Raw genomic sequence first — 25,242 nt, forward strand, 5'->3', positions numbered from 1 at the left:
AGTTCATAGTGGTCATGCGTGCGCTGCGCCGCTCGACCCTCGCCGGTCAGCTCCTGGTCTTCCAGGTCGCCCTCGTGATCGTCGTGCTGGTCGCCGTCGGCGCGCTGTCGCTGGCGCAGTCCGAGGCGACCTTCAACCGCGTCGAGGGCCGGCGCGCCTCGGCCCTGGCCGAGCAGCTCGCCGCCAACCCGCTGGTGCGCGACAACCTCGCGATCCCCGAGCAGCACACCGGCCTCGCCACCCTGGCGCAGCAGTTCGTCGTCCAGTCCCGCGTGACGACCGTGACGGTCGCCGACGCCGACGAGCGGGTGCGCGTCTCCACGGACCCCATCATCGAGCGGTCTCCGCTGCCCCTGGGCGACCGGGGTGTCGACACGGGCAGCAGCTGGTCCGGGACCATGGACGTCAACGGCGACCGCGAGCTCGTGTCGCAGGTGCCGGTGCTCAGCGTGCAGCCGGGTGAGGTCGGCAAGCACCTGGGCACCGTGATGATCACGGTGGACTTCCCGTCGGTGTGGGAACGGCTGCGGGGCGCCTCGTCGTACCTCCTGACCTACGTCGGCATCGCCCTGGTGCTGGGGCTGCTGGGCTCGTGGCTGCTCGCCCGTCGCATCAAGCACCAGACGCTCGGGCTCGAGCCGCGCGAGATCGCCGGGCTGGCCGAGCACCGCGAGGCCCTCCTCTACGGCATCGCCGAGGGGGTCATCGCGCTCGACCCCCAGAACCGCATCACGCTGGTCAACGACGTCGCCCGACGGCTGCTCGACCTGCCCGAGCACGCGGCCGGGGTGAGCCTGGCCGACCTGCGCATCCAGGGGCGCCTGCGCGACGTGCTGTCCGGCGAGGGCGACGCGCGCGACGAGGTGGTCATCCGCCGCGGCCGGGTGCTCGTCATGAACCGGATGGCCGTCGAGAAGGACGGTCACCGTCTCGGCACGGTCACCACCCTGCGCGACCGCACCGAGCTGGCCCAGCTCGAGCGGGAGATCGGCTCGTTCCGCAGCTCCACCCAGCTGCTGCGCGCCCAGGCCCACGAGTTCGCCAACCAGCTGCACACCATCTCGGGCCTGATCCAGATCGGCGAGTACGACGAGGTGGTCAGCTACGTCGACGCCGTCAGCCGGCACCGCGAGTCGCTCGACCTGACCGTGAACCGGAGGGTCCACGACAACGCGGTGGCGGCCCTGCTCATGGCCAAGTCCTCCCTCGCGGCCGAGCGCCGGGTCGAGCTGCGGGTCAGCGGCGACACCTCCCTCGAGCGGCTCGAGCCGGCCGACTCGGCCGACGTCGCGACCGTCGTCGGCAACCTCGTCGACAACGCCATCGACGCCGCCACCGGCTCACCCGACGCCTGGGTCGAGGTGGCCCTGCACCAGGACGCCACCACCGTCGAGGTCGTGGTGCGCGACTCAGGCCCGGGGGTCGCACCCGAGGTGGCGCAGGAGGTCTTCACCCACGGGTTCACCACCAAGGCCGCCGCGTCGGGCGAGCGGGGCATCGGCCTCGCGCTCACGCGACTGGTCTGCCAGCGGCGCGGCGGCGAGGTCGCGCTCTCCAACACCGAGGACGGCGCCATGTTCCGGGCCCAGCTCACCGTCACCGCCGTCGCCGGAGCCGTCACGGAGCCCGTGTCGTGATCCGGGTGCTCGTCGTCGACGACGACTTCATGGTGGCGCGCATCCACACCGGCTTCGTCGCGCGCCTCGCGGGCTTCGAGGTGGTCGGTGCCCGCCACACCGGTCGCGACGCGCTGGCCGCCGTCGCCGAGCTGGGGCCCGACCTGGTGCTGCTCGACCTCTACCTGCCCGACCTCTTCGGCCTCGACGTGCTGGCCCAGCTGCGCGCCGACGGCGAGGACTGCGACGTCATGGTCATCAGTGCCGCCAAGGAGGTCGACGCGGTGCGCCGGGCGTCGCACCAGGGCGTCGTCGACTACCTGCTCAAGCCCTTCGGGTTCGACGACCTGCGCGACCGGCTGGAGCGGTATGCCGCGCGTCGTGACCTGCTGAAGGCGGCCGAGCTCGAGGGCCAGCACGACATCGACCGGCTGCTGGGGCGACGCACCTCCACAGCGACCCAGCCACTCCCCAAGGGCATGAGCGTCGAGACCGCCCAGGTGGTCGAGCGGGTCCTGCGCGACAGCGAGGGCACCCTGTCGGCGAGCGAGTGCGCCGAGCAGGCCGGGCTCTCACGGGTCAGCGCCCGCCGGTACCTCGAGCACTTCACCACCACGGGGCAGGCCGAGGTGCGCCTGCGCTACGGCACCACCGGCCGGCCCGAGCGCCGCTACCGCTGGGGCTCCTGAGGGTCGCTGCCGCAAGGACTCCTGAGCGCCCGGCTCCGGGAGGGGCCGGAGGTCCCTTTCTTTTTCACAAACTTGTTGTGAATATGAATGGTGTCCCCACCCGGAGGTGAACCCATGACCAGCATCCACACGCCGCTCACCATCCTGTACGGCGACTTCTCCTGCCCCTGGTCCTACCTGGCCTACCACCGACTGGCCCGGCTGTACCCCACCGCGGGCGACGTCGAGTTCAGGGCTGTCGAGCACGACCCGTGGCGCGCCCGGCCGAGGAGCTCCGCGAGCGAGTCACTCGCCTGCCTGGACGAGGAGCTCGGCCGCGTCGCCGCGCAGCTGCTGCCCGGCGAGACGCTGCCCCTGGCTCTCCCGCCCGCCGTACCGATCACGCGGGCAGCGGTCTCCGGCTACGCCGAGGCGTTCGGCGCCGACGTCGCCGACCTCGCCGCGACCCGGCTGTTCGAGGCGTTCTGGACCCGCGGCACCGACCTGTCCAGCCCCGCGGCGGTGCGAACCCTCCTGACCGACGCCGTCATGGCGGGCACCTCGCCGAGCGACCCGCTGCGCCGGTGGGGACACGCGGTCGACGTCACCGGCGGCCCCATGACCACGACCGCCTGGCGACTGGTGCGCCGGTGGCGCGAGGAGTGGACGGCCATGGAGAAGGAGGTCGTGCCGGTGCTCGTGCTCCCGGACGGCGAGCACCTCTACGGCGTCGACGCGGTGGAGCACCTCGGTCAGGCCCTGGCGACCAGCGGTGTCGACCCGTCCGCCGACCTGGTCCGGCCGGAGCCGGGACCCCGCCCGCCCCTCGACGGCTACGGCCGCGTGCAGGTCCTCTACCCCGCCACCGGACCGGTCTGGTGAGGTGACGGCTGAGACGACGGCTGAGATGACGGCTGAGATGACGGAGCGATGAAGGACAGCCCTCGAGGTCACGCCTCCACGAACGACGTCGTCGCCGGGCTCGGCCCGCGCCGGGCCGAGGTCCTGGCCGTCGTGCGGCGCTCGTCGACCCCCCTCGACGCCCCGGCTGTCGCCGACCTGCTCGGCATCCACCCCAACAGCGCGAGGTTCCACCTCGAGGCGCTGGTGCGGCTCGGGCTGGCCGACCGCAGCGCGCAGGAGCGGTCCTCCCCTGGCCGACCCGCGGTGGGGTATGCCGCGTCGGCCACCGGGCCGCTCGGGGCGGAGGCGAGCTACCGCGAGCTCGCCTCCACGCTCGCCGATGCCGTCACCCGGCGCGGCCGCACCCCCCAGGAGCGGGCGAGGCGGGCCGGCGCAGCCAAGGGCCGCACGCTGGCCGTGACGCGGTCCACCGGCAGCGCGGCAGCCCTCGACACCGTCGTCCGGTCCCTGGCACGCCTCGGCTTCGACTCCTCAGCGAGCGCCACCCGGGGCGGTGCTCGCATCGAGATCACGCCGTGCCCCTTCCTCGAGCTCGTCGAGGAGCACGGTGCCGTCGTCTGCGCCGTCCACCACGGCCTCATGGACGGCGTGCTCGCCGAGCTCGACGCACCCCTGGTGGTCGACCAGCTCACGCCGTTCGCCGCCCCCGGCCGGTGCGTCGCGACCCTCGCCCGCCGCACCACAACCCGAGGAACCTGACCCACAGCTCGAGGTGGTAACGCGCCGGTGGCGCGCCGCCGCGTGCCACCCTCAGCCTCGTGGGCCGTGCCAGACTCGCCCCGTGGCGAATGCACCCGCTGCGGCCCAGGCCCTCGAGGTCCTCGCCCTCCTCGCCCGGCACACCGAGCCGCTGCCCGCCGGCTCCATCGCGCGCGAGCTCGGCATCCCCCGCTCGAGCACCTACCACCTGCTCGCCGTCCTCCGGGACCACGGCTTCGTGACCCACCTGCCCGAGGAGCGCCGCTACGGCCTCGGCGTCGCGGCCTACGAGCTCGGCTCGGCCTACCAGCGCCAGGCGCCCCTGCAGCGCCTCGCCCGACCACTGCTCGGACGCCTCGTCGACGAGACGACCCACAACGCCCACCTCGCCGTGCTGCACGGCCGCGACGTGCTCTACGTCGTCGAGGAGCGCGCGCCCGGACGGCCGCTGCTCGTCACCGACGTCGGCGTGCGGCTGCCCGCTCCCCTGACCGCGAGCGGGCTGGCCATGCTGGCGGCGCTGCCCGCCGCGCAGGTGCGCGCGCTCTTCCCCCACCGCGACAGCCTCGTCCAGCGCGACGGCCGCGGACCCACCTCGGTCTCGCAGCTGCGCCGCGAGCTCACCGAGGTGCGCAACCGCGGGTATGCCGTGGAGGACGGCTCAGTGAGCGAGGGCCTGTCCTCGGTGGCCCAGGCCGTGCTCGACCACACCGGCCACCCGGTGGCCGGTGTCGCCGTCACCTACCCGTCCGACCAGATCGACGCCGCCGAGCAGGCGCGCCTCGTGGCCGCCGTCAACCGCGCGGCCACCAGCCTGTCGGCCCGGCTCGGCGCGCGCCGCAGCTCCGGCTGAACGGAGCAGTCAGGCCGACCCGTCGCGGACGCGACGGTACCGCTCGTAGACCACCCGCGGGGCGAACGTCCTCGTCTCGAGAAGGCTCAGCCCGATGTCCTCGGTGACCGGTGGCAGGAACGGCGTGCCACCGCCGACGACGACCGGGTTGCGGAAGATGTGGAACTCGTCGACGAGGCCGAGCTCGACCGCCTCCGCCGCCAGGCCGGGGCCGCCGATCCCGACGTCCTTGTCCGTGGAGCCGAGTGCCGCGGCGACCTCCTCGGCGACCGACCCCTCGGCGAGCCGGGCGTTGCTGCCCTCGACGCGGTCGAGCGTGCGGCTGAAGACGACCTTCGGCAGGGACACCCACACGTCGGCGAACGCGGCCTCGAGCTCGGTCTCGCGCAACGAGGGGTCGGTCTCCCAGACCTGCATCGTCTCGTAGAGCCGACGCCCCAGGAGGTGCACGCCGAGCGCGCGGGTCTGCTCGAGGTGGAAGCGGAACTGCTCCTCGCTGGGCACCCCCCACGCGAACTCGCCCCTGCGGTCGGCGGTGAACCCGTCGACCGAGACCCCCATCGAGTAGATCAGCATGGCTCACGATGGCACGGCGCGTGCCGACACCGCACCGGGTTTCGGGCCGGTTCGCGCGCTCTGCCGCGAGCGTGGAAACCTGTCGCCCGTGAGCAGCGAACCGGTGGTGACGACGACGGCGGTCGTCCTGTGCGGCGGAGAGAGCCGGCGGTTCGGCTCCGACAAGACCCGCGCCGACCTCGACGGCCTGCCGGTGCTCGACACCCTGCTCTCCTCGCTGCCCGCCGGCTGGGACGTGCTCTGCGTCGGCCCGGAGCGCCCCACCGGCCGCGAAGCCGTGCGCTGGACCCGCGAGGACCCACCGGGCGGCGGGCCGGTCGCCGGGCTCGCGGCCGCCCTCGCGGTCGTGGACACCCCGGTCACCGTGCTGCTCGGGGGTGACATGCCGCACGCCGGGCCCGTCGCCGCCGAGCTCGCCGCGCACCTCGACGACGTCCCCGACGCGGACGCGGTGGCCGGCGTCGACGGTGAGGGACACGTGCAGCCGCTGCTCGCGGCATACCGGACCTCGGCACTGCGCGCCGCGCTGCCGGAGACGCCGGCCGGCACCCCGCTGCGCCGCCTGCTCGACGGCCTGCTGATCGAGCCGCGCCCGGTGGAGGGCCGCGCCAGCCAGGACATCGACACCCCTGAGGACCTCCAACGCGCGCGTCGCCACGTCGTGCCTAGGCTCGCACCATGAAGGCCATCACCATCCCGCAGCCCGGAGACGCCGACGCCCTGGTCCTCGCCGAGGTGCCCGACCCCGAGCCCGCTGCCGGGGAGGTGCGCATCCGCGTCGCGGCAGCCGGGGTGAACCGTGCCGACGTCATGCAGCGCCGCGGCTTCTACGACCCGCCGCCCGGCTCCTCGCCCTACCCCGGCCTGGAGGTCAGCGGCACCGTCGACGCGGTCGGCGAGGGCGTCACGCGGTGGTCGGTGGGCGACGAGGTCTGTGCCCTGCTGGTGGGGGGCGGCTACGCCGAGCTGGTCTGCGCGCCCGAGGGCCAGGTGCTGCCGGTGCCGGCCGGGCTCGCGCTCGAGGACGCGGCCGCCCTGCCCGAGGTGGCGTGCACGGTGTGGTCCAACGTCTTCATGACGGCCAACCTGCTGCCGGGCCAGACGCTCCTCGTGCACGGCGGGTCCTCGGGCATCGGCACGATGGCCATCCAGCTCGCCCGCGAGGTGGGCGCCCACGTGGCTGTCACCGCCGGGTCGGCCGAGAAGCTCGAGGCCTGCAAGGACCTCGGCGCCGAGGTGCTGGTCAACTACCGCGAGCAGGACTTCGTGGAGGAGGTGCGGGCGGCCACCGGCGGTGCCGGCGCCGACGTCATCCTCGACAACATGGGGGCGAAGTACCTCGCGCGCAACGTGGACGCCCTCGCCACCAACGGCCGCCTCGTCGTCATCGGGCTGCAGGGTGGCACCAAGGCCGAGATCGACCTGAACGCCCTGCTGCGCAAGCGGGCCGCCGTCATCGCGACCTCGCTGCGGGCGCGACCGCTGGCGGAGAAGGCGACCATCGTGGCCGCGGTGCGCGAGCACGTCTGGCCGCTCGTCGAGGCCGGCCGGGTGCGCCCCGTGGTCCACTCGCGCCACCCCCTCGCCGACGCGCCGGCGGCGCACCGGGAGATGGAGGAGAGCGGCCACATCGGGAAGATCCTGCTGCTGCCCTGAGGACTGCGCCCTGCGAGAGGGGACGCGCTCGCGAGACCGAGCACCCGCGGCCGGCCGGTAGAATGGGGGCAGCTAAGGGTTCCTGTGCGTCCTTGGAGGCGGGTTCGGCGCACGCCCGCTGCGCCGTACCCCGGCACCTGCACAGAAACGAACCCGCGTGTCACCCATCGCCTCCTACCGGCGGCTCTTCGCCCTGGCCGGACCCCTCTTCGTCGTCACCGCCTTCCTCGGCCGGCTGCCCCTGGCCATGAGCCAGATGGGCGCCCTCCTCCTCGTGTCGTCCGCGACCGGCTCGTATGCCGCCGGCGGCCTGGCGGCCGGGACGCTCGCCGTCGCCAACGCCGTCTGCTCCCCCGTCGCCGGAGCACTGGCCGACCGGGTCGGGCAGCGCCCCGTGGTGCTGGTGCAGTCGGTGGTCGGCGGCCTGGCGCTCGCCGCTCTCGTCCTGCTCGCCTCCGCCGGCTCGACGACGTCGCTGTTGGTCGCCTCGGCTGGGCTGGCGGGTGCCTTCATGCCCCAGATCGGCCCACTTGCTCGTGCCCGCTGGCGTCCCATCACCCACGGCAGCGGCGCGCACCAGCCGCGGCTGGTCGAGGCGGCCTTCTCCTACGAGGGCGCCGCCGACGAGGCGTCCTTCGTGCTCGGCCCCGCCCTGCTCGGCACCCTCGTCGCAGTGGCTGCGCCCGGCGCCGGCCTGCTGACGGCCGCCGCGCTGCTGCTCGTCTTCGGTGTCTGGTTCGCGCTGCACCCCACCGCCACGCTGACCCACGCCGCACGCCATGAAGGGCACGCGACCGGGCGCCTTCTGACGCCCGTGTTCGTGGTGCTGCTGCTCGCCCAGCTGCTCATCGGGGTGGTCTTCGGGTCGGTGCAGACCGGCACGACCGTGCTCGCCACCGCCGCGGGCGAGGCCGGGGGGGCCGGCCTGGTGCACGCGGTGCTGGGCATCGGCAGCGTCATCGCAGGCCTCGCGATCGCGGCCCTGCCCGAGCGTGTCACCTACGCGACCCGGGTGCTCGTCACCGCCGGCGCGCTGCTCGTGCTCGGCCTGCCCCTGCTGTGGGTCGACTCGCTCCGCTCGCTCGTCCTGGTCGTGCTGGTGCTCGGCTTCGCCGTCGCGCCCTACATGATCAGCAACTTCACGCTGGGCGAGCGAGCCGTGCCGGTGACCCGGGTCGGTGCCGCCATGACCCTGCTGGCCGCGGCCACCGGCCTGGGCTACGCGCTGGGCTCCGCCACCGCCGGCCGGCTGGCCGACGCGTCGGGACACACGGCGGCCTTCGCGGTCACCGTGTCGGCCGGTGCCGCGGCGCTCGTGCTGGCCGCCGTGGCCCAGCCGCTGCTGCGCTCGGTGGTGCGGCATCCCACCGGCGCGCCGGCCACCCCGTCCCTTGACGCTGTGGGCTGATACTCGGTATACCTCTCCCTCACCAGCAGCAATACCCGGTATTGCCGCTCCAAGGGGACACGGAGGGGTCGACGATGTCGGTCAAGCTGGGACTGTTGGCGCTCCTCGCCGAGGAGCCGAAGTACGGCGCGCGGCTGCGGGCCGAGTTCGAGGCCAGGACCGGGGGGACCTGGCCGCTCAACGTCGGGCAGGTCTACACGACCCTGTCCCGGCTGGAGCGCGACGGGCTGGTCGAGGCGGTGGGCGAGGACGCCGAGGGTCGCATCGCCTACCGCCTGACCAGTACCGGGCGCTCCGAGGTCTCGCGCTGGTGGCTCGAGCCGGTCGACCGTGACTCGACGCCCCGGGACGAGCTCGTCATAAAGCTGGCGCTGGCCGTCACGGTGGAGGGCGTCGACGTGCACCGCGTGGTGCAGACCCAGCGCACCGCGACCCTGAAGCACCTGCAGGACCTCACCCGCCTGAAGCACCGGGCCAGCGCCGGCGACAGGGACACCGGGCCCGACACCGACAGCCATGACACGGCGTGGCTGCTCGTGCTCGAGAACCTCATCTTCGCCGCCGAGGCCGAGGTCCGCTGGCTCGACCACGTCGAGACCCGGCTCGCCCGTGAGGCGAGCCGGCCGCGGCGGCGCACGAGCGGCACACCCACCGACGAACCTACCGACGAACCCACAAACGAACGCGGACCAGGGCACGAGCAGGGGCAGCCCACGACGTCCGAGAAGGACCACCACCGCACCACAGCCTGAGGGGGCATCTGATGGGCACGATGGGCACGACGAACACACCGATCCTCCGGCTGGCCGAGGTCACCCGCGTCCACGGCAGCGACGCCACCGCGGTGCGGGCGCTGGCCGGGGTGAGCATGGAGGTCCACGCCGGCGAGCTGGTGGCCGTCATGGGGCCGAGCGGCTCGGGCAAGTCCACCCTGCTGAACCTGGCCGGGGGCCTCGACGCCCCGACGAGCGGGCAGGTCTTCGTCGAGGGCGAGGCCATCGGCGCCCTCAGGGGCGACGGCCTGGCCCGGCTGCGCCGGCGGCGCGTCGGCTTCGTCTTCCAGGACTTCAACCTCATCCCGTCGCTCACCGCGGCCGAGAACGTCGCGCTGCCGCTCGAGCTCGACGGCCAGCGGGTGCGGCGCGCCCGCCGGCACGCCCTGGCCGCGCTCGACCTCGTCGGGGTGCGCGAGCTCGCCGACCGCTACCCCGACGCCATGTCGGGTGGCCAGCAGCAGCGCGTCGCCATCGCCCGAGCGCTGGTGGGTGACCGCAAGCTCGTGCTGGCCGACGAGCCGACCGGTGCTCTGGACTCGCACACCGGCGAGGACGTGCTCCGCGTGCTGCGCGAGCGGTGCGACGACGGCGCCGCAGGGCTGCTCGTCACCCACGAGGCGCGGCACGCCGCGTGGGCCGACCGCGTGGTGTTCCTCCGCGACGGCGTCGTGGTCGACAGCACGGGGCAGCCTGCCACTGCGGACTCGCTCCTCGAGCCCACCGCCTGAGGGCCCGGGCATGACCACGCTCGAGACCGGGCAGCAGGCGCCCACGCCGGACGTCGTCGACCACCCCGGTACGGACAGCGCCGAGCACCGCGCCACCCGCATGAGCCGGTGGCGGGCGAGCTGGCGGGTGGCGCTGCGGATGGCGCGCCGGGACCTGCGCCGGCACAAGGGCCGCGCCGTGCTGGTGTTCCTCATGGTCGCCATCCCCGTCGGCCTGATCGCCGGCGCCGCCACCCTCGGCGCCACGGAGCAGACCGACTCGGCGGACCTCGTCACGGCCCGCATGGGGTCGGGACAGGCACTGCTTCAGGGGCCGGTCGAGGGCACGGTCGCGCAGGCCCCCGACCCCAACCGTGGAGGGATCAGTTACGGGTCGGACAGCGCTGCCACCCCGGTCCCCGGCTTCAACCGCGGATCCGACCCTGCGACCAACGCCGCTGCGGTGGCTCGGCTCGTGGGCGGCACAGCCGTACCTGTGATGGACGTCGAGGTGCGCTGGGTCACCGGTGACCGTCGGGTCAGGGTCTCCGCCCTGGTCACGGACCCTCGTTCGGCCGACCTCGGGGACAAGGCCCGCCTGACCGGCGGGCGGTGGGGTTCCACGGCCGCCGAGGTGGTCGTCACCCCGGCCGGCCGGGCGAAGGGCCTGCCCGCGTCGGGAACCGTCACCCTCTCGTCAGGCGGCACGCCCTCGACCGCCACCGTGGTCGGGACAGCCCAGGCGCTGGGCGAGTGGGGCCAGCCCGTGGACGTCGTCCTGCCGGTCCTGCCGCCCGCTGCCGCCGTCACCGGCAGCGGCGCGTCATGGATCATCGTCGACGACCAGCCGGTCACCTGGCCCGACGTGCAGCGCCTCAACACCTACGGCTTCACCGTCTCCAGCCGCGCGGTGCTGCAGGACCCACCACCCGACAGCGCCCTGGCGCCGGAGCTGCGGCAGCAGCAGTCGATCATGGAGGACACCGGCCGGATGATCGCCGTGATCGGCGGCGTCATGCTCTTCATCATCACGACGCTGCTGGTCGGCCCCGCCTTCGCGGTCAGCGCCTCGCGGCAGCGGCGGACCCTCGCCCTGGCCGCCACCAACGGCGCGGAGACCCGCCAGCTGCGCCGCACGGTACTCGCCCAGGCCGTGGTGCTCGGCGTCATCTCCGCCATCGGCGGCACCCTGCTCGGCGTGGCCGGGGTGCAGGTCGGCCTGTGGTGGTGGGTGCGCACCCACCCGTCGTCGAGCTTCACCTCCGTCGGCCTCGACATCCCGTGGGCGGCCTTCGCGATCCTGGTGCCCTGCGCGGTGCTCAGCGCCGTCGTCGCCGCGCTGCTGCCGTCGCTGCGGCTCGGTCGTCTCGACGTCGTCGGCGTGATGCGCGGCCAGAGCGTCTCACCCCGCCTCAACAAGGTGCTGCCCGTGGTGGGGCTCGTTCTCGCCCTGCTGGGCGGTTTCGTGGTGCTGTCGTCGGCGCGCGTGGGCTCGGGCGGTGAGATCCGCATCGCCCTCGGCGCGATCGGCCTGGTGCTCGGCGCCCTGTGCCTCATCCCGGCACTGCTCGTGCTGGCCGGACGGCTCGCCTCCGGCCTGCCGGTCGCCCCACGGATGGCCACCCGCGACGCGGCCCGACACCGCAGCCGCTCCACCCCGACCGTCGCCGCCATCCTGGCCGGCGTCACCGCCCTGACCGCGTTCAGCATCGGCCTGGCCAGCGACACCAAGCAGCAGATGGCGACCTACCAGCCCACGAACCTGCCGGGCGAGGGCGTCGTCTACACCGGCGACGCCGAGACCCGGCTCGCCGTCGAGGCGGCCCTCCGCGACGACGCAGGCGGGCTGGTGCAGACGCCGTTCCTGGTCGTCCGGCCACCGGAGGACCCCTTCGCGCAGGGGACCGGCGCGCCCGAGCATCGCGTCACCTTCGTCAGCGCCGTGCCGCCGGGCTGCACCGCTGAGGCGTCGATCGTCATGAGCGGCCCGGACAGCCAGGGCTGCGTCCGGCTCGGCTCCCAGGCCTACGACGGCAACGGCCAGATCGGCGCCCTGCCGGCCGCCGAGATCGGCCGTCGGCTCGGGCTCACCAACGCCCAACGTCGAGCGGTCGAGCAGGGAGCGGTGGCCGTCGCCGTGACGGGGCTGGCCGACCAGCCGGTGCTCCGGTTCGCGAGCGGCACCTTCGTGATGGACCAGAACACCTACACGGCGACCAAGGTGGAGGTCGGCCGCACCGACCAGCTGCCCGTGGTCCGTGTGGACCGGCGCCGCGCGGCCCCCGGCGCCCTGCCGGGACAGGCCGGCGCGCTCGTCACACCAGAGACCGCCAAGCGGCTCGGCTGGGTCACCCAGCAGGAGTCGATCCTCTTGCGCGACGCCAACGGCGCCATCAGCCGTGACACCGAGAAGCAGCTCGACGAGCGGGTCGGTGACGGGGGCGGTCTCCAGGTCGAGCGGGGTTTCCAGCGCTACGACGAGACGGTCATGCGGGTCATGATGGCCGCCGCCGCCTTCCTGGTCCTCGTGGTCACGCTGATCTCGACCGCGCTGGCCATGGCCGAGCAGCAGACCGACCAGGGCACCTTCGCCGCCGTGGGCGCCACCCGGCGCACCCGGCGCGCGCTCGCGGCGTCGCAGTCCATGCTGGTCGGGTTCCTCGGAGCCATCCTCGGCGTCGCGGTCGGGCTGGTGCCCGGGATCGCGGTCACGTATCCCCTGACGACCGAGGGCGGTTACGACCTGGCCGTCGGTCACCCCACCGGCCCGTTCCTCGAGATCCCGTGGCAGCCCCTCCTGCTCGTGGTGGTGGGCGTGCCCCTGCTGGCCGGGCTGCTCTCCGCGCTGGCCGTCCGGCGGGCGCCGGCCGTGACGCGGCGCGGGGCCTGAGGCGCCCCGGGACTGAGGCAGCGGGCGCGGCCTGACCGGCGGGTAGTACCGGCAGGTAACTGGCCGGCATACCTACGCCTGCGTAGGTTGGGTGTGAAGCGTCGGTGACCCCCACGCCGACCACCTGCATCAACCTGCTCGGAGGACGACCGCCATGACCGCTACCACCTGGAGCCAGACCGACCTGCTGCGAGAGCTCAGCCCGGTCGTGGAGGAGAACCTCAACCGCCACCTCGCGATCGCGAAGGAGTGGTTCCCGCACGAGTTCATCCCGTGGTCGGACGGGCGCAACTTCGACGGGCTCATGGGCGGGGACCCGTGGAGCCCCGACGACGCGCCCATCAGCGACGTCGCCCGCTCGGCCCTCATCGTCAACCTGCTCACCGAGGACAACCTCCCGAGCTACCACCACGAGATCGCCATCATCTTCGGCCGCGACGACGCCTGGGGTGAGTGGGTGCACCGCTGGACCGCCGAGGAGGGCCGCCACGGCATCGCCATGCGCGACTACATGCTGGTCAAGCGGATGGTCGACCCGGTGCAGCTCGAGCAGTTCCGGATGACGCACATGTCGCAGGGCTACGAGTCGGCGCACTCCGGCGAGCTGCTGCACTCCCTGGCCTACGTCTCCTTCCAGGAGCTGGCGACCCGGGTCTCGCACCGCAACACCGGCAGGTTCACCGACGACCCCATGTGCGAGCAGCTGCTGTCGCGCGTCGCGGCCGACGAGAACCTCCACATGGTCTTCTACCGCAACCTGCTCGACGCAGCCCTGAAGATCGCCCCCGACCAGACGGTCATGGCGGTCCGCGACGTGGTCAAGGGGTTCCAGATGCCGGGGACCGACATCCCCGGCTTCCAGCGCAAGGCCGTCGAGATGGCCGTCGCCGGGATCTACGACCTGCGGCTGCACAGGGACGATGTCCTGGCCCCGGTGCTGCGCTTCTGGAAGCTCTTCGAGGTCGAGAACCTGGGCGCCGAGGCCGAGCAGGCCCGCCTCGAGCTCGACGCGTTCATGGACGACCTCGAGAAGCAGGCGGCCCGTTTCGAGGACAAGCGCGACACCCTCAAGGCGCGGATGAACATCGCCTGAAGGCGACGGTCCACCGCCGGGGGCTCCCACCCACCGGCGGCAACTGGGATCAACCGGGCGGGATCAACCGGCTGGCATCAACCGGCGGCGGGTGCCGGACCCTCGACGTTGACGGTCACCGGGCCGGTCCCCGACCGGGTCACGACCTCCTGCGACGGTGTCGACCCGGCGTTGACCTCGCGGTGCACGAGGTGCGGAGGAATGAGGATGAAGTCGCCGGGCCCGGCGTCGGCGGCGTGGACGCCGCCGGGGCCGAACTCGATGCGGACGGTGCCCTCGACGACGTAGATGGACGTCTGGTGGTCGCCGTGGTGGTGCCAACCCGACGTCACGCCGGCCTCGGTGCGCACCAGCCCCGACCAGAGCCCGTCCGTCGCGATGGCCTGCTCACGCGTCTTGCCCGGAGTCGGGTCGGAGACGACACGGTCGCCGGGGCGGATGCGGATGACCTCGTCGGCGTCGCTCATCCTGGGCTCCTCCCGTCGCGTCGGCCGAACCAAGGCTAGGCCGCCGGTACCCGCCGCGGAAGGACCGGTGCGGAGGAGAGGCGCCGGACGGCTCGGCCCAACACTGCTGGCCGGATAACGAGTCAATCTGCTCCGATAACAGGTCGGTAACGGCTAAAGTCGGCGCCCATGGGACTGTGGGACGAGCTCGAGTGCGAGATCGTCGCCCCCAACGTCTTCCAGCGGGCGGTGCAGGCGGCCGCCTCCCAGCGACCGGTGAGCCGCGTCCTGGGGCGGATCCACCAGCCGCTCGACCGCGCGGTGGCCGGACTGTCGGGTGGCCGGGTCAGTGCCACCAGGCCCCTCGCGGGACTGCCGACGATCACCCTGGTCACCATGGGCGCGCGTTCCGGGGAGCGCCGGCACACCCCGCTCGTCGCCTTCCCGCTCGACGGCAACATCGCCGTGATCGGCTCCAACTACGGCAGCGACCGCACCCCGGGCTGGGTCTACAACCTGCGCGCGACCCCCGAGGTCGAGGTCGAGCACCGCGGGCGCACGGTGGCGGCCACGGCGCGGCGGCTCGGCCGCGAGGCCGCCGACTCCGTGTGGGCGCTGGCCGAGAGCACGTATGCCGGGTACGCCCAGTACCGCCGTTGGTCGCAGGGCCGTGAGATCACGGTCTGGGTGCTCTGCCCGCGCGACGCCTGAGCCGCGACGTCACCTGACGACCGGCCCCACGGCATACGCGCCCCGCGCCCCCGTGTCGGGCGTTTGGCAGGATGGGGGCCATGACGGAGCAGCCGCAGCAGACGCCGCAGGGCCAGTTCGCCCCGGACAACGGACCGCAGGGTGAGGACCAGCAGCGAGTCGTGGTCGTCACCCAGGACGGCATGGGCGTCGCGCCGCACCCCGAGGACGAGGAGGCGCCGACCAACCCGGCCGATCTGGTGGAGCAGCCGGCCAAGGTCATGCGCATCGGCTCGATGATCAAGCAGCTGCTCGAGGAGGTGCGCAACGCGCCCCTGGACCAGGCCGGCCGGGTGCGCCTGGCGGAGATCCACCGCCGGTCGATCGAGGAGCTCAAGGACGGCCTGGCTCCCGAGCTCATCGAGGAGCTCGAGCGGATCGCGCTCCCCTTCGGCGACGAGGCGCCCAGCGACGCGGAGCTGCGGATCGCCCAGGCCCAGCTCGTGGGCTGGCTCGAGGGCCTGTTCCACGGGATCCAGACGGCGCTCTTCGCCCAGCAGATGGCGGCCCAGGCGCAGCTCGCCGAGATGCGCCGGGCCCTCCCGCCCGGCCACGGTCCGGTGCACCCGGGCGCGGCTGGTGGGCCGGGCATGCCGGGTGCTCCGCAGGGACCCGCCCATGAGGGCGACCGGCCGACGGGCCAGTACCTCTGAACCTGTCCCGTCAGCCCAGCGCCTCGCTGCGCACGGTGGCGTGGCCCCGCAAGGGCGACAGCCACGCGAACGCGGCGGCCGCCGAGACGAACGACACCAGCACGACCATGGCCGCGCGGGCGCCGACCTGCTCGGCCAGCGCCCCAGCCACCAGTGAGCCGAGCGTCCAGCCGACACCCCACGAGAGCATGCGGCCGGCCGTGTTGACACGGCTGAGCAGGTGCTCGGGCGTCTCCTGCTGCCGGTAGGTGAGCGTCGCGATGATCACCAGCTGGTAGGCCAAGCCCCAGACGACCATGAGGGCGGTGACCACCGCCCAGTGCCGGGCCAGGGCCACGCCCAGGCCGGCGAGGGCCGAGACCGGGATGGCGGCCAGGGTCAGGGCCGCCGGGGTCGTCCGCCGCAGCAGCCGCGGCATCACGACCGAGGCGAGGATGCCGCCGATGCCCCACACGCTGAACAACAGCCCGAAGCGCCAGCCGGAGGTGCCGATGCCGAGCACCCGGTCGCACCACACCACGACCAGGGCCATGAAGCCGGCGCCGCCGATCGACTGAAGCATGCCGATGAGGGTCATCGAGCGCACCCCCGGGTGGCGCCAGAGGAACCGCACCCCCTCGGCGACGTCGGCCAGCAGCACCGTCGTGCTGAGTGGTTTGGCGTGCTCGCGCGGCGACGACAGCGGGCGAATGATCGCCCGCACGGCCAGCGCCGACGCCACGTAGCTCAGGGCGTCGACCACCAGCAGGTCGGCAGGGTGCACCACGGCGAGCGCGAGGCCCACCGTGGCAGGCACGAGCAGGTCGAGCACACCACCGAAGCCCCAGATCGCCGCGTTGGCCTCGCCGACCCGGTCACGCCCGACCAGCACCGGCAGCGCGCCGAAGTTGGCGCCGTCGAAGAAGGTGAAGAAGGCCTGGACCAGGAGAGCGGACACCAGGACGTGCGGCACGGTCAGCACGCCGAGCCACCACGCGACCGGCACCGAGCCGATGAGCACCACGTTGACCAGGTCGGCCCGCACCATGACGCGCTTGCGGTCCCACCGGTCGCCCAGCGCGCCGGCGAACAGGCCGATGAGCAGGTAGGGCAGCGCCTCGAGCGTGGTGGTGAGCGCCGTGAGGAACGGCGAGCCCGTCATCCTGTAGATGAGCACCGGCATCGCGACCGCGGTGATGAGGGAACCGGTCAGCGATGCGATGCGCGCCAGCCAGTAGCGCCGGAAGTCCGCGTCGTCCCGCAGGCGCGCAGAGGTCCGCATCTCAGGCTGCATCTCGGGCTGCGGGGCGGGCTGGGTCTCAGGCCGCGTCTCAGGGTGGGAGGCGTCGCTCACACCGGGCAGTCTCGTCGTTGAACCGCGCTTCACGTCAAGCGGGTTTGCGCGGACCCCCACTGCACAGGGGGACGCACCACGGCATACAGCTCCAAGGCGATCCGGACCACCACGAGGACCAGGCCGGGCACCAGGAGCAGCCAGGCGCTGTCCTTCGCCGCCTCAGGCGCCAGCCCTGTGCGCGCGCTGAACGTCCAGGCGGCACCGAGACCGAGGGCGATCTGCAGGATGACGAACCGCTTGAGCGGGTCGGACGCGAGATCGGACGCCCGGTGTCGGTCGCCGAGCGCGAACCAGCGCAGCGCGACGTCGAACCCGTGGGAGGCGAAGAACCCTGCGGCCATCGCGGCGAGTGCCCACGGGCCGGCCCGGAGCCCTGCACTGCCGGCGACGTGGAAGGCGACGACGCTCTGGACGACGGTGAACGCGACGAGGACGCCGACCAGCAGCCAGCTCACCTCGACCAGCTCCGAGCGGCTCATCGCCACGGGTGGCCCACCGTTGGTGCTCACCGTCCCGGCGCTCAGGAGCGGACCGGGGGCGGTCACGACGCGGACCACGGTCCAGAAGAGCACGGCATACAGCTCGAACAGGTAGGAGAGCAGGACGTCGCCGCTCGCCCACTCGCCACCGAGCAGGGCGACGAGGGGCGTGAGGCAGGCGGTGAGCACCAGGGCGATGGACACGGCCCGCGCCGCCCGCGGCGAGACCCGCTGCAGGGCGGTGTGGGCGAGCTGCAGGCCGAGGACCCGCAGGAGGGTGTTCACCGGGCGGCTTGCGCGACCGGCATGGAGGCGGCCACCTCGCGGTGCGTCTGCAGGTGGGCCACCACGTCGATGACGACCTTGATGGCGATGAGCACGAGACCGGGACCGAGCGTCGCGGCCGCGGGCCAGAGCGTCGAGGGGTCGGGGCCCGAGCCCCGGAAGAGGAGGAAGGCCGAACCGAGCACCGCGAGGTGCAGCACGACGATGCGCGAGTAGGGCTGGCGCATCGCACTGCCGATGCCGGTCCTCCAGCGCTCGCCCCTCGCGAACCAGTAGATGCCGGTCGACAGGCCGTGGCTGGCCAGCAGGACCAGGAACATGAGCGCGAAGCCGCGAACACTCCCGGTGACGTCGGTCCGGCGCGCCAGGGCGAAGGTGAAGACCCCGTGGACCACCGTGAACAACCCGTAGTGGAAGGCGAAGAACCCCCCGGTCAGGACGCGCACCACCACCGCGGGCACCTGGAGCGGTGCCCCGTTGACGACGATGGTCATACGGCCGGGGGCTGGTGCGCCTGCGAACCGCCCGTCGGGCGAGGAGGCCGAGGCGGGGCCTCCGCTGCCCACCACCTGGGGACCGGCGACAGTGAGGATCTTGACCAGGGACCAGATCCCGACGGCAACGTTCTCCAGCCAGTAGGCGATGAGGACGTCGCCAGCGCCCCACTCCCCGTTCAGCAGCGCCACCAGGGGGACCGCGTTGACGGTGAGCAGCAGTGCCACCGTGGCGATGCGGGCCGCCGCCGGCGACATCGCCTGCAGCACGGCATACGCAGCCTGCAGGCCCAGCGCCCGCAGCAGCACGGTCATGTGTCCCCCTGTCGCCCGTTCCGGTCGCGCACACCCTAGGAGCGGGATGGCCGACGGGGCCGACATAGTGATGGACCCGAGCCGTTCGGCCGATGCACCGCCGTGCCGTCGGGGGGCGGCGGTAGCGTTCGGGCCCATGAGCGACGACGTGAGGCAGCTGGCCGACGACTTCCACGAGCACACGATGTCGGTGAACCCGACGTGGGCGCACATGCTCGGCGACTACCGGTTCGCCGACCGCTACGAGGACGCCAGCCGCGCGGCCGAAGAGGCCGAGGTGACGGCAATGCGTGAGTTCGCCTCGCGGGCCGCGGCGATCGACGACGGCGAGCTCTCGCTGCAGGACCGCGTCACCCGGGCCGTGGTCGAGTTCCAGGCGACCAGCTCCGCCGACCTCGGCGAGTGCCGGCTGGCCGAGTTCGCCGTCAACCCCGTCTTCGGCATCCAGGTCGACGCGCCCATCACGGTGTCGAACCTGGGCCTGCCGACCGTCGAGGTGGCCGAGGCGATGGTCGCCAAGTTCCACGGCATCGGCCAGCACCTGCGCGACACGGCCCAGCGGCACCGCGAGGGCGTGGCCTCGGGCTGCACGCCGGCCGCGTTCGCGGTGGCCGAGACCGTGCCCCAGCTCGACGCGTGGCTCGCCAAGCCGCTCGACCAGGACCCGCTGCTGCAGACGACGACGCCGCCGGAGGGCGTCGACGTCGACGCGTGGCGGCAGCGGCTCGTCGAGGCCATCGAGACATCGGTGCGACCCGGCCTGCAGGAGTTCCGCGACGTGCTCGTCGACGAGGTGACACCGCACGGGCGCCCCGACGACAAGTGCGGCCTCGTCTGGCTGCCGGACGGCGAGCAGACCTACGCCACAACGCTCGTCGCCAACACCACCACCAACCTGACGGCCCAGCAGGTCCACGACCTCGGGCTCGAGCAGATCGCGAAGCTCGGGGAGGAGTACCGCAAGCTCGGGTCCGAGCTGTTCGGCACCGACGACCTGCCTGCGCTGTACGAGAAGCTGCGCACCGACCCGGCCCTGCGCCACCAGGACGCCGGCGAGATCCTGGCCGCGTGCGAGACGGCGTTCGCCCGGTCGCGCGAGGCGATGCCCGAGTGGTTCGACCGGCTCCCCAAGGCCGACTGCGCCATCAAGACCACCGATCAGGGTGCGCTCGGCTTCTACTTCCCGCCGGCCGAGGACGGCTCGCGCGGCGGCGTCTTCTACGTCAACACCTCCAACCCGAGCGCGTGGGGCCGGTTCGAGATCGAGGCGCTGTCGTACCACGAGGGCATCCCGGGTCACCACCTCCAGCTCGCCATCGCCTCCGAGCTGACCGACCTCCCGGCGCTGCGCCGCCACACGGTCTTCAACGCCTACGCCGAGGGCTGGGGCCTCTACACCGAGCGGCTCGCCGACGAGATGGGCCTGTACTCCACGCCGCTCGACCGGCTCGGCATGCTCACCATGGACTCGATGCGCGCCTGCCGCCTCGTCGTCGACACCGGAATGCACGCCCTCGGCTGGAGCCGCCAGCGCGCCATCGACTACATGGTGGCCAACAGCCCGCTGTCGCTCGGCAGCGTGACCGCCGAGGTCAACCGGTATGCCGTGTGGCCGGGTCAGGCGTGCGGGTACATGATCGGGCGGCTCGAGATCCTGCGGATCCGCGCTGAGGCGCAGGCGCGCCAGGGCGACGCGTTCGACATCCGGCAGTTCCACAACGCCGCGCTCGACTCCGGCAGCGTGCCCCTCGCGGTGCTCGACGACATCGTGAAGGCCCGTCTCCCCTGACGCCCCGCCCACGCCGGTCGAGGTGAACACGCCGGTGTTTCCCGGCGTGTTCACCTCGACCCGAGGAAGGTCTCGACGTTGTCCAGAGTCCTGCTCATCGACCTCGACGACGTGGTCCGCATCTGGGCCCCGGAGCGCGACGCCTCGGTGGAGCGTCGCCACGGCCTGCCGCCGGGGAGCATCGCGGCGGCGGCGTTCGGTGAGGGTTCCTCGCTGCGCGCGGTCGTCACCGGCCGCATCAGCGACGCGGAATGGCGTCGTGACATCGCCAACCGCCTGGCACCGCTGTGCGGCACTGTCGCGGAGGCGGTGGTCGCGCAGTGGTCGGAGTCAGCCGGCGCGGTCGACGTCGAGGTCCTGGAGGTGGTGCGCGCGGTCAGGCGCGAGGGATGGCGGGTCGGGCTGCTGACCAACGCGACGAACCGGCTGGAGGCCGACCTGGCCAGGCTGGGGCTGCTCGAGGAGCTCGACGCCGTCATCAACAGCTCCGAGCTCGGGCTGGCGAAGCCCGATCCCGAGGTCTTCAGGCTGGCCTGCCAGGTGATGGACGCGACACCTGAGGAGTGCGTCTTCGTCGACGACCTCACCGAGAACGTCCAGGCGGCAAGGGACGTCGGCCTACGGGCCCACCTCTTCGAAGGCGCCGGCCCTCTGGCGGAGGTGCTCGGGACGTCGCCCCAGTAGAGGTCAGGCGGTGGCTGCGGCGACAGCCCGTCCGGCGGTGCGGCCGGAGAAGATGCAGCCGCCGAGGAAGGTGCCCTCCAGGGAGCGGTAGCCGTGCACCCCACCGCCGCCGAACCCGGCAGCCTCGCCCGCGGCATACAAGCCGGGGACGGGCTCGCCGTCGTGGCCGAGGACGCGACCGGTGAGGTCGGTCTCGAAGCCGCCGAGGGTCTTGCGGGTCAGCACCGACAGCCGCACGGCGATGAGCGGTCCGGCCTTGGGGTCGAGGATGCGGTGCGGGGCGGCGGTGCGGATCAGCCGGTCGCCCCGGTAGGCGCGGGCGCCGCGGATGGCGGTCAGCTGGGCGTCCTTGCCGAAGTCGTTGTCGAGCTGCCGGTCACGTTCGACGACCTGCCGCTCGATGTGGGCTGCGTCGAGCAGCGGCTCGGGCGTGAGCGCGTTCATCTTGGCGACCAGCTCGCCGATCGTGTCGGCCTGGACGAAGTCCTCACCCTTGTCCAGGAACGCGCGAACCGGCGCCGGCATGTCGGAGGTCGCACGGCCAACGACGTCGCGCACCGACTTCCCGGTGAGGTCGGGGTTCTGCTCCGAGCCGGACAGCGCGAACTCCTTGCCGATGATCTTCTGCGTGAGGATGAACCACGAGTGGTCGTGGCCGGTCTGCCTCAGGTGGGCGAGCGTGCCGAGCGTGTCGAAGCCGGGGAACAGGGGCGGGGGCAGCCGGTTCCCCACGGCGTCGAACCACAGCGAGCTCGGGCCGGGCAGGATCCGGATCGCGTGCTGCGGCCAGATGGGAGCCCAGTTGTGGATGCCCTCGACGTAGTGCCACATGCGGTCGGGGTTGATGATGCGGCCGCCGGCCTCCTCGGCCACCTTCATCATCCGGCCGTCGACGTAGGCCGGGACGCCGGTGATCATCCGCTCGGGGGCGGTGCCGAGCCGGCTGGGCCAGTTGGCCCGAACCAGGTCGTGGTTGCCGCCGATGCCACCCGAGCTGACGAGCACGGCCTGCGCGGTGAGCTCGAACGGGTCGGTGACGTCGCGGTTCGTGGGCCTGCCGCGCTTCGCGTCGTCGCGAGCGAGGACGGCGCCGCGCACCCCGGTGACGGTACCGTCGGACAGCACGAGCTCGTCGACACGGTGGCGGAACCTCAGCTCGAGGCGTCCGGACGCCTGCGCCTGCCGGACCCGCCGGATGAAGGGCTCGAGCACACCGGGGCCGGTGCCCCAGACGATGTGGAAGCGCGGCACCGAGTTGCCGTGGCCGCTCGCACTGCCGTCGCCCCGCTCGGCCCAGCCGACCACCGGGAAGAAGCGCATGCCCTGCGCGTGCAACCAGGGCCGCTTCTCACCGGCGGCGAAGTCGACGTAGGCCTCCGCCCACTGCCGCGGCCAGTGGTCCTCCGGCCGGTCGAAGCCGGCGCTGCCCATCCAGTCCTGCAGGGCGAGGTCGACCGAGTCGTGGACGCCCATCCGCCGCTGCTCGGGGCTGTCGACGAGGAACAGGCCGCCGAACGACCAGTGCGCCTGCCCGCCGAGGTTGGCCTCGCTCTCCTGGTCGACCACCACGACCCGGCGGCCGGCCTCGGCGATCTCGGCAGCGGCGACCAGACCGGCCAGCCCGGCTCCCACGACGATGACATCGGCGTCCATGTGCCGAGAACGTACTCCCGGTCGAGGTAAACGCGCCGGGAATCCCCGGCGCGTTTACCTCGACCCGGCGGAGGGGAGCCTGATCAGAGCGGGTCGAGGATGCGCTGCAGGAACTGCCGGGCCCGCTCGGTGCGCGGGTTGGCCAGCACCTCGCCGGGCGTCCCCCGCTCGACGATGACCCCGCCGTCCATGAAGAGCACCTGGTCGGCGACCTGCTGGGCGAACCGGATCTCGTGGGTCACCACGACCATCGTCCAACCCTGCGAGGCGAGGTCCTTCATCACGTGCAGCACCTCGCCGACCAGCTCGGGGTCGAGCGCCGAGGTGGGCTCGTCGAAGAGCATCAGCTTCGGCCGGAGGGCGAGCGCCCGGGCGATGCCGACGCGCTGCTGCTGGCCGCCGGAGAGCTGGTAGGGGTACTGGTCCGCCTTCTCGGCCAGCCCGACGAGGTCGAGCAGCCGCCGAGCCTCGCCCATGACCTCCTCGCGCGGGCGGCGCTGCACCACGGTCGGGCCCTCGATGACGTTCTGCAGCACGGTCATGTGCGGGAAGAGGTTGTGCGACTGGAAGACCATGCCGCTCTGGTCGCGCAGCGCGGCCAGCTGCTTCTTGCGGGCCGAGCCCTTCGGCGCGGGCCCGGAGAAGTCGACCTCCACCTCGCCGATGCGCACGACACCGCCGTCGGGCGTCTCGAGGGTGTTGAGCGAGCGCAGCACCGTGGTCTTGCCGGACCCCGAGGGGCCGATGAGCACCGTGACCGAGCCGGCGTGCACCTCGAAGTCGATGGAGGTGAGCACCTCGTGGTCGCCGAAGGACTTGGCCAGGCCGGTCACCGCGACGAGCGGGTGGCCGGGTGTCTCGTGCACGGACGGCGGCTGCTCGGGGTGCCCCGGCTGGCCGGAGTGCCCGTACTGGCCGGGCTGGGTCGGGTCGGTCATCGCGCCACGTACCTGTTCTGTCGCTCTTCGAGGCGGGTCTGCAGGGCCGAGAGCCCGAGGCAGATCACCCAGTAGTAGACCGCCGCCACGCTGTACATCGCGAAGAACTGGTAGGTGGGGGCGGCGGCCTCCTGCGCCACGCGCAGCAGCTCGGTCACCTGGATGGTCGACGCGAGCGAGGTGTCCTTCACGAGGGAGATGAGGGTGTTCGACAGCGGCGGGATCGCGGTGCGGGTGGCCTGGGGCAGCACGACCCGGCGCAGCGTGGTCAGGTAGTCCATGCCCACCGTCGAGGCCGCCTCCCACTGCCCCTTCGGCACGGCGAGGATCGCCGAGCGGATGACCTCCGCGGCATACCCGCCGACGTTGAGCGTGAAGGCGATGACGGCGGCCGGGAACGGCTCGAAGGTCACCCCCAGCGCCGGCAGGCCGTAGAAGATGATGAACAGCTGCAGCAGCAGCGGCGTGCCGCGGATGACCGAGACGTAGGCCCGCGCCGCCCCCGAGACGGCCCGCACCGGCGAGAGCCGCATGAGGGCCACCACGAGGGCGACGACCAGCCCGAGCACGAAGCTGACGAGCGTCAGCGGGATCGTGACCGTGACCGCTGCCTTGAGCAGCGGCCACAGGTTGTCGAGGATCAGCTGGACCGTCTGGTCGCTCACGCGACCACTCCCACCAGGTCCTGCTTCGGCATGTCGTCGTTCAGCGAGTCGCGCACGCGGCTACTGCTTCACGGAGACGTCAGTCTGGAAGTACTTCTCCGAGATGGACTTCAGCGTGCCGTCGGCCTTGAGGTCGGCGAGCGCCTTGTTGACGGCGGCGACGAGGTCGGAGCCCTTGCGGGTCGCGACGACCTGCTCGGAGACGTCACCGGTCTTGGCGGCGATCTTCACGGCCTTGTCGCCGGTGCTCTTCTGGTAGTCGAGGACGGCGAGGTTGTCGTTGACGGTGGCCTCGACGCGCTTCTGCTTCAGCAGGGTGATGGCCTGGGTGAAGCCCTCGACCGACTCCACGTCGGCGCCGGCCTTCTTGGCCACCTGGGCCCAGTTGCTGGTCAGGCTCTGCGCGGACTTCTTGCCCTTGATGTCGGCGAGCGAGTGGATGGAGTCGTCGTCGGCGCGGGTGGCGACGACACCCTCGGAGACGGTGTAGGTGTCGGAGAGGCCGTAGAGCCCCTCGCGCTCGGGGTTCTTCGTCACCTGGTTGATGACGGCGTCGTAGCGCTTGGAGGTCAGCCCGGCGAAGATCGCGTCCCACGGCGTCTCGACGTACTCCACCTTGACGCCGAGCTTCTTCGCCACGGCCGCGGCCACCTCGACGTCGTAGCCGACCAGCTTGTTGCTCTTCGGGTCGTGGTAGCTGAACGGGGAGTAGGTGCCCTCGGTGCCGACCTTGAGGACGCCCGCGTCCTTCACCTTCGCCAGGTCGCCCTGGGCCGCGGACGAGCCGCCGCCTCCGCACGCCGTCAGCGCCATCACCAGAGCCGTCGCCAGTGCCGCCAGCGTGAACCTCGTGCGCATCGTTGTCTTCCCCGACCTTCCGTGTCATGTC

The 25,242-nt window shown here is 72.7% G+C and carries 25 protein-coding genes; 16 read left to right on the forward strand and 9 right to left on the reverse strand.

Features of this window, described 5'->3' with window-relative positions; translation table 11 throughout:
• The first annotated feature begins 14 nt into the window (after positions 1-14).
• The 5 genes from BMW78_RS09870 (at position 15) to BMW78_RS09890 (ending at position 4,760) form a co-directional block, all read left to right on the forward strand.
• The gene (locus BMW78_RS09870; protein ID WP_091759164.1) at positions 15-1,637 is read left to right on the forward strand and encodes a sensor histidine kinase; all 1,623 of its coding nucleotides are present in this window, start codon (positions 15-17) and stop codon (positions 1,635-1,637) included.
• Positions 1,634-2,305, forward strand: a complete 672-nt coding sequence (locus BMW78_RS09875; RefSeq protein WP_091758791.1) for a response regulator — start codon at positions 1,634-1,636, stop codon at positions 2,303-2,305. The genes BMW78_RS09870 and BMW78_RS09875 overlap by 4 nt, the downstream gene beginning before the upstream one ends.
• A gap of 114 nt (positions 2,306-2,419) precedes the next feature.
• The gene (locus tag BMW78_RS09880) at positions 2,420-3,166 is read left to right on the forward strand and encodes a DsbA family oxidoreductase (protein ID WP_177180341.1); all 747 of its coding nucleotides are present in this window, start codon (positions 2,420-2,422) and stop codon (positions 3,164-3,166) included.
• A 48-nt stretch (positions 3,167-3,214) separates the two neighbouring features.
• Positions 3,215-3,907 carry a helix-turn-helix transcriptional regulator gene (locus BMW78_RS09885; RefSeq protein WP_091758795.1) on the forward strand — a complete coding sequence of 231 codons (693 nt, stop codon included), beginning with the start codon at positions 3,215-3,217 and terminating at the stop codon, positions 3,905-3,907.
• An 82-nt stretch (positions 3,908-3,989) separates the two neighbouring features.
• The gene (locus tag BMW78_RS09890; protein WP_091758797.1) at positions 3,990-4,760 is read left to right on the forward strand and encodes an IclR family transcriptional regulator; all 771 of its coding nucleotides are present in this window, start codon (positions 3,990-3,992) and stop codon (positions 4,758-4,760) included.
• Positions 4,761-4,769: 9 nt separating this feature from the next.
• On the opposite strand, the gene BMW78_RS09895 is transcribed toward BMW78_RS09890, so the two are convergent.
• On the reverse strand, positions 4,770-5,336 hold the full coding sequence (locus BMW78_RS09895) for a dihydrofolate reductase family protein (protein ID WP_091758799.1): 567 nt from the start codon (positions 5,334-5,336) through the stop codon (positions 4,770-4,772).
• Between the two features lie 88 nt (positions 5,337-5,424).
• Here BMW78_RS09895 and mobA point away from each other — a divergent pair, with 88 nt between their 5' ends.
• From mobA to BMW78_RS09930, 7 genes are all read left to right on the forward strand, one after another.
• Positions 5,425-6,018 (forward strand): molybdenum cofactor guanylyltransferase, encoded by a 594-nt coding sequence (mobA, locus tag BMW78_RS09900; protein ID WP_177180342.1) that lies wholly within the window; start codon positions 5,425-5,427, stop codon positions 6,016-6,018.
• A complete protein-coding gene (locus BMW78_RS09905; protein WP_091758803.1) occupies positions 6,015-6,992 on the forward strand; it encodes an NAD(P)H-quinone oxidoreductase in 978 nt (325 codons plus the stop codon). The genes mobA and BMW78_RS09905 overlap by 4 nt, the downstream gene beginning before the upstream one ends.
• A 157-nt stretch (positions 6,993-7,149) precedes the next feature.
• On the forward strand, positions 7,150-8,400 hold the full coding sequence (locus BMW78_RS09910; protein WP_218144303.1) for an MFS transporter: 1,251 nt from the start codon (positions 7,150-7,152) through the stop codon (positions 8,398-8,400).
• Positions 8,401-8,474: 74 nt separating this feature from the next.
• Positions 8,475-9,152, forward strand: coding sequence for a PadR family transcriptional regulator (locus BMW78_RS09915; RefSeq protein WP_091758805.1), 678 nt, complete (start codon positions 8,475-8,477; stop codon positions 9,150-9,152).
• A gap of 20 nt (positions 9,153-9,172) precedes the next feature.
• Positions 9,173-9,904 (forward strand): ABC transporter ATP-binding protein, encoded by a 732-nt coding sequence (locus tag BMW78_RS09920; protein WP_091759166.1) that lies wholly within the window; start codon positions 9,173-9,175, stop codon positions 9,902-9,904.
• A gap of 10 nt (positions 9,905-9,914) precedes the next feature.
• Positions 9,915-12,773 (forward strand): FtsX-like permease family protein, encoded by a 2,859-nt coding sequence (locus BMW78_RS09925; protein WP_091758806.1) that lies wholly within the window; start codon positions 9,915-9,917, stop codon positions 12,771-12,773.
• A 154-nt stretch (positions 12,774-12,927) separates the two neighbouring features.
• Positions 12,928-13,866 carry an acyl-ACP desaturase gene (locus tag BMW78_RS09930; RefSeq protein ID WP_091758809.1) on the forward strand — a complete coding sequence of 313 codons (939 nt, stop codon included), beginning with the start codon at positions 12,928-12,930 and terminating at the stop codon, positions 13,864-13,866.
• A gap of 77 nt (positions 13,867-13,943) precedes the next feature.
• On the opposite strand, the gene BMW78_RS09935 is transcribed toward BMW78_RS09930, so the two are convergent.
• Positions 13,944-14,333: a cupin domain-containing protein gene (locus BMW78_RS09935; RefSeq protein ID WP_091758811.1), complete on the reverse strand. Its 390-nt coding sequence runs from the start codon at positions 14,331-14,333 to the stop codon at positions 13,944-13,946.
• Positions 14,334-14,501: 168 nt separating this feature from the next.
• Here BMW78_RS09935 and BMW78_RS09940 point away from each other — a divergent pair, with 168 nt between their 5' ends.
• Together BMW78_RS09940 and BMW78_RS09945 are read left to right on the forward strand one after the other, a co-directional pair.
• Positions 14,502-15,023, forward strand: a complete 522-nt coding sequence (locus BMW78_RS09940) for a nitroreductase family deazaflavin-dependent oxidoreductase (RefSeq protein WP_091758813.1) — start codon at positions 14,502-14,504, stop codon at positions 15,021-15,023.
• Positions 15,024-15,103: 80 nt separating this feature from the next.
• Complete coding sequence (locus tag BMW78_RS09945) at positions 15,104-15,715, forward strand: bacterial proteasome activator family protein (RefSeq protein WP_091758815.1); 612 nt, start codon at positions 15,104-15,106, stop codon at positions 15,713-15,715.
• Between the two features lie 10 nt (positions 15,716-15,725).
• Here the strand turns inward: BMW78_RS09945 and BMW78_RS09950 are convergent, their stop codons facing one another.
• From BMW78_RS09950 to BMW78_RS09960, 3 genes are read right to left on the reverse strand one after another with little or no spacing between them, the layout of a single operon-like run.
• On the reverse strand, positions 15,726-17,048 hold the full coding sequence (locus BMW78_RS09950; protein WP_091758817.1) for an MFS transporter: 1,323 nt from the start codon (positions 17,046-17,048) through the stop codon (positions 15,726-15,728).
• 29 nt (positions 17,049-17,077) lie between these two features.
• On the reverse strand, positions 17,078-17,815 hold the full coding sequence (locus BMW78_RS09955; RefSeq protein ID WP_091758819.1) for a DUF6498-containing protein: 738 nt from the start codon (positions 17,813-17,815) through the stop codon (positions 17,078-17,080).
• Complete coding sequence (locus BMW78_RS09960) at positions 17,812-18,624, reverse strand: DUF6498-containing protein (RefSeq protein WP_177180344.1); 813 nt, start codon at positions 18,622-18,624, stop codon at positions 17,812-17,814. The genes BMW78_RS09955 and BMW78_RS09960 overlap by 4 nt, the downstream gene beginning before the upstream one ends.
• 136 nt (positions 18,625-18,760) lie before the next feature.
• Between BMW78_RS09960 and BMW78_RS09965 the strand changes: the two genes are divergently transcribed.
• Both BMW78_RS09965 and BMW78_RS09970 read left to right on the forward strand, forming a co-directional pair.
• Positions 18,761-20,413, forward strand: a complete 1,653-nt coding sequence (locus BMW78_RS09965) for a DUF885 domain-containing protein (RefSeq protein ID WP_177180345.1) — start codon at positions 18,761-18,763, stop codon at positions 20,411-20,413.
• A 78-nt stretch (positions 20,414-20,491) separates the two neighbouring features.
• The gene (locus tag BMW78_RS09970) at positions 20,492-21,097 is read left to right on the forward strand and encodes an HAD family hydrolase (protein ID WP_091758825.1); all 606 of its coding nucleotides are present in this window, start codon (positions 20,492-20,494) and stop codon (positions 21,095-21,097) included.
• Between the two features lie 3 nt (positions 21,098-21,100).
• Here BMW78_RS09970 and BMW78_RS09975 read toward each other — a convergent pair whose 3' ends face one another.
• From BMW78_RS09975 to BMW78_RS21020, 4 genes are all read right to left on the reverse strand, one after another.
• A complete protein-coding gene (locus tag BMW78_RS09975; protein ID WP_091758827.1) occupies positions 21,101-22,750 on the reverse strand; it encodes an FAD-binding dehydrogenase in 1,650 nt (549 codons plus the stop codon).
• Positions 22,751-22,833: 83 nt separating this feature from the next.
• A complete protein-coding gene (locus BMW78_RS09980) occupies positions 22,834-23,688 on the reverse strand; it encodes an amino acid ABC transporter ATP-binding protein (RefSeq protein WP_177180346.1) in 855 nt (284 codons plus the stop codon).
• Complete coding sequence (locus tag BMW78_RS21015) at positions 23,685-24,353, reverse strand: amino acid ABC transporter permease (protein WP_218144304.1); 669 nt, start codon at positions 24,351-24,353, stop codon at positions 23,685-23,687. Before BMW78_RS21015 ends, BMW78_RS09980 begins: the two co-directional genes overlap by 4 nt.
• 60 nt (positions 24,354-24,413) lie before the next feature.
• Entirely contained in the window at positions 24,414-25,211 is a 798-nt protein-coding gene (locus BMW78_RS21020; protein WP_218144305.1) for an amino acid ABC transporter substrate-binding protein, read from the reverse strand.
• Positions 25,212-25,242 lie beyond the last annotated feature (31 nt).

The sequence above is a fragment of the Pedococcus cremeus genome (genome assembly GCF_900111375.1).
GTDB lineage: Bacteria > Actinomycetota > Actinomycetes > Actinomycetales > Dermatophilaceae > Pedococcus_A > Pedococcus_A cremeus.

What these genes read in the sequence shown, in the direction of transcription:
- BMW78_RS21020 (WP_218144305.1), bottom strand. Translation starts at nt 25,211, where the DNA reads ATGCGCACGAGGTTCACGCTGGCGGCACTGGCGACGGCTCTGGTGATG.
- BMW78_RS09915 (WP_091758805.1), top strand. Translation starts at nt 8,475, where the DNA reads ATGTCGGTCAAGCTGGGACTGTTGGCGCTCCTCGCCGAGGAGCCGAAG.
- BMW78_RS09975 (WP_091758827.1), bottom strand. Translation starts at nt 22,750, where the DNA reads ATGGACGCCGATGTCATCGTCGTGGGAGCCGGGCTGGCCGGTCTGGTC.
- BMW78_RS09935 (WP_091758811.1), bottom strand. Translation starts at nt 14,333, where the DNA reads ATGAGCGACGCCGACGAGGTCATCCGCATCCGCCCCGGCGACCGTGTC.
- BMW78_RS09885 (WP_091758795.1), top strand. Translation starts at nt 3,215, where the DNA reads ATGAAGGACAGCCCTCGAGGTCACGCCTCCACGAACGACGTCGTCGCC.
- BMW78_RS09940 (WP_091758813.1), top strand. Translation starts at nt 14,502, where the DNA reads ATGGGACTGTGGGACGAGCTCGAGTGCGAGATCGTCGCCCCCAACGTC.
- BMW78_RS09945 (WP_091758815.1), top strand. Translation starts at nt 15,104, where the DNA reads ATGACGGAGCAGCCGCAGCAGACGCCGCAGGGCCAGTTCGCCCCGGAC.
- BMW78_RS09870 (WP_091759164.1), top strand. Translation starts at nt 15, where the DNA reads ATGCGTGCGCTGCGCCGCTCGACCCTCGCCGGTCAGCTCCTGGTCTTC.
- BMW78_RS09905 (WP_091758803.1), top strand. Translation starts at nt 6,015, where the DNA reads ATGAAGGCCATCACCATCCCGCAGCCCGGAGACGCCGACGCCCTGGTC.
- BMW78_RS09965 (WP_177180345.1), top strand. Translation starts at nt 18,761, where the DNA reads ATGAGCGACGACGTGAGGCAGCTGGCCGACGACTTCCACGAGCACACG.
- BMW78_RS09980 (WP_177180346.1), bottom strand. Translation starts at nt 23,688, where the DNA reads ATGACCGACCCGACCCAGCCCGGCCAGTACGGGCACTCCGGCCAGCCG.
- BMW78_RS09920 (WP_091759166.1), top strand. Translation starts at nt 9,173, where the DNA reads ATGGGCACGACGAACACACCGATCCTCCGGCTGGCCGAGGTCACCCGC.
- BMW78_RS09880 (WP_177180341.1), top strand. Translation starts at nt 2,420, where the DNA reads ATGACCAGCATCCACACGCCGCTCACCATCCTGTACGGCGACTTCTCC.
- BMW78_RS09930 (WP_091758809.1), top strand. Translation starts at nt 12,928, where the DNA reads ATGACCGCTACCACCTGGAGCCAGACCGACCTGCTGCGAGAGCTCAGC.
- BMW78_RS09925 (WP_091758806.1), top strand. Translation starts at nt 9,915, where the DNA reads ATGACCACGCTCGAGACCGGGCAGCAGGCGCCCACGCCGGACGTCGTC.
- BMW78_RS09960 (WP_177180344.1), bottom strand. Translation starts at nt 18,624, where the DNA reads ATGACCGTGCTGCTGCGGGCGCTGGGCCTGCAGGCTGCGTATGCCGTG.
- BMW78_RS09895 (WP_091758799.1), bottom strand. Translation starts at nt 5,336, where the DNA reads ATGCTGATCTACTCGATGGGGGTCTCGGTCGACGGGTTCACCGCCGAC.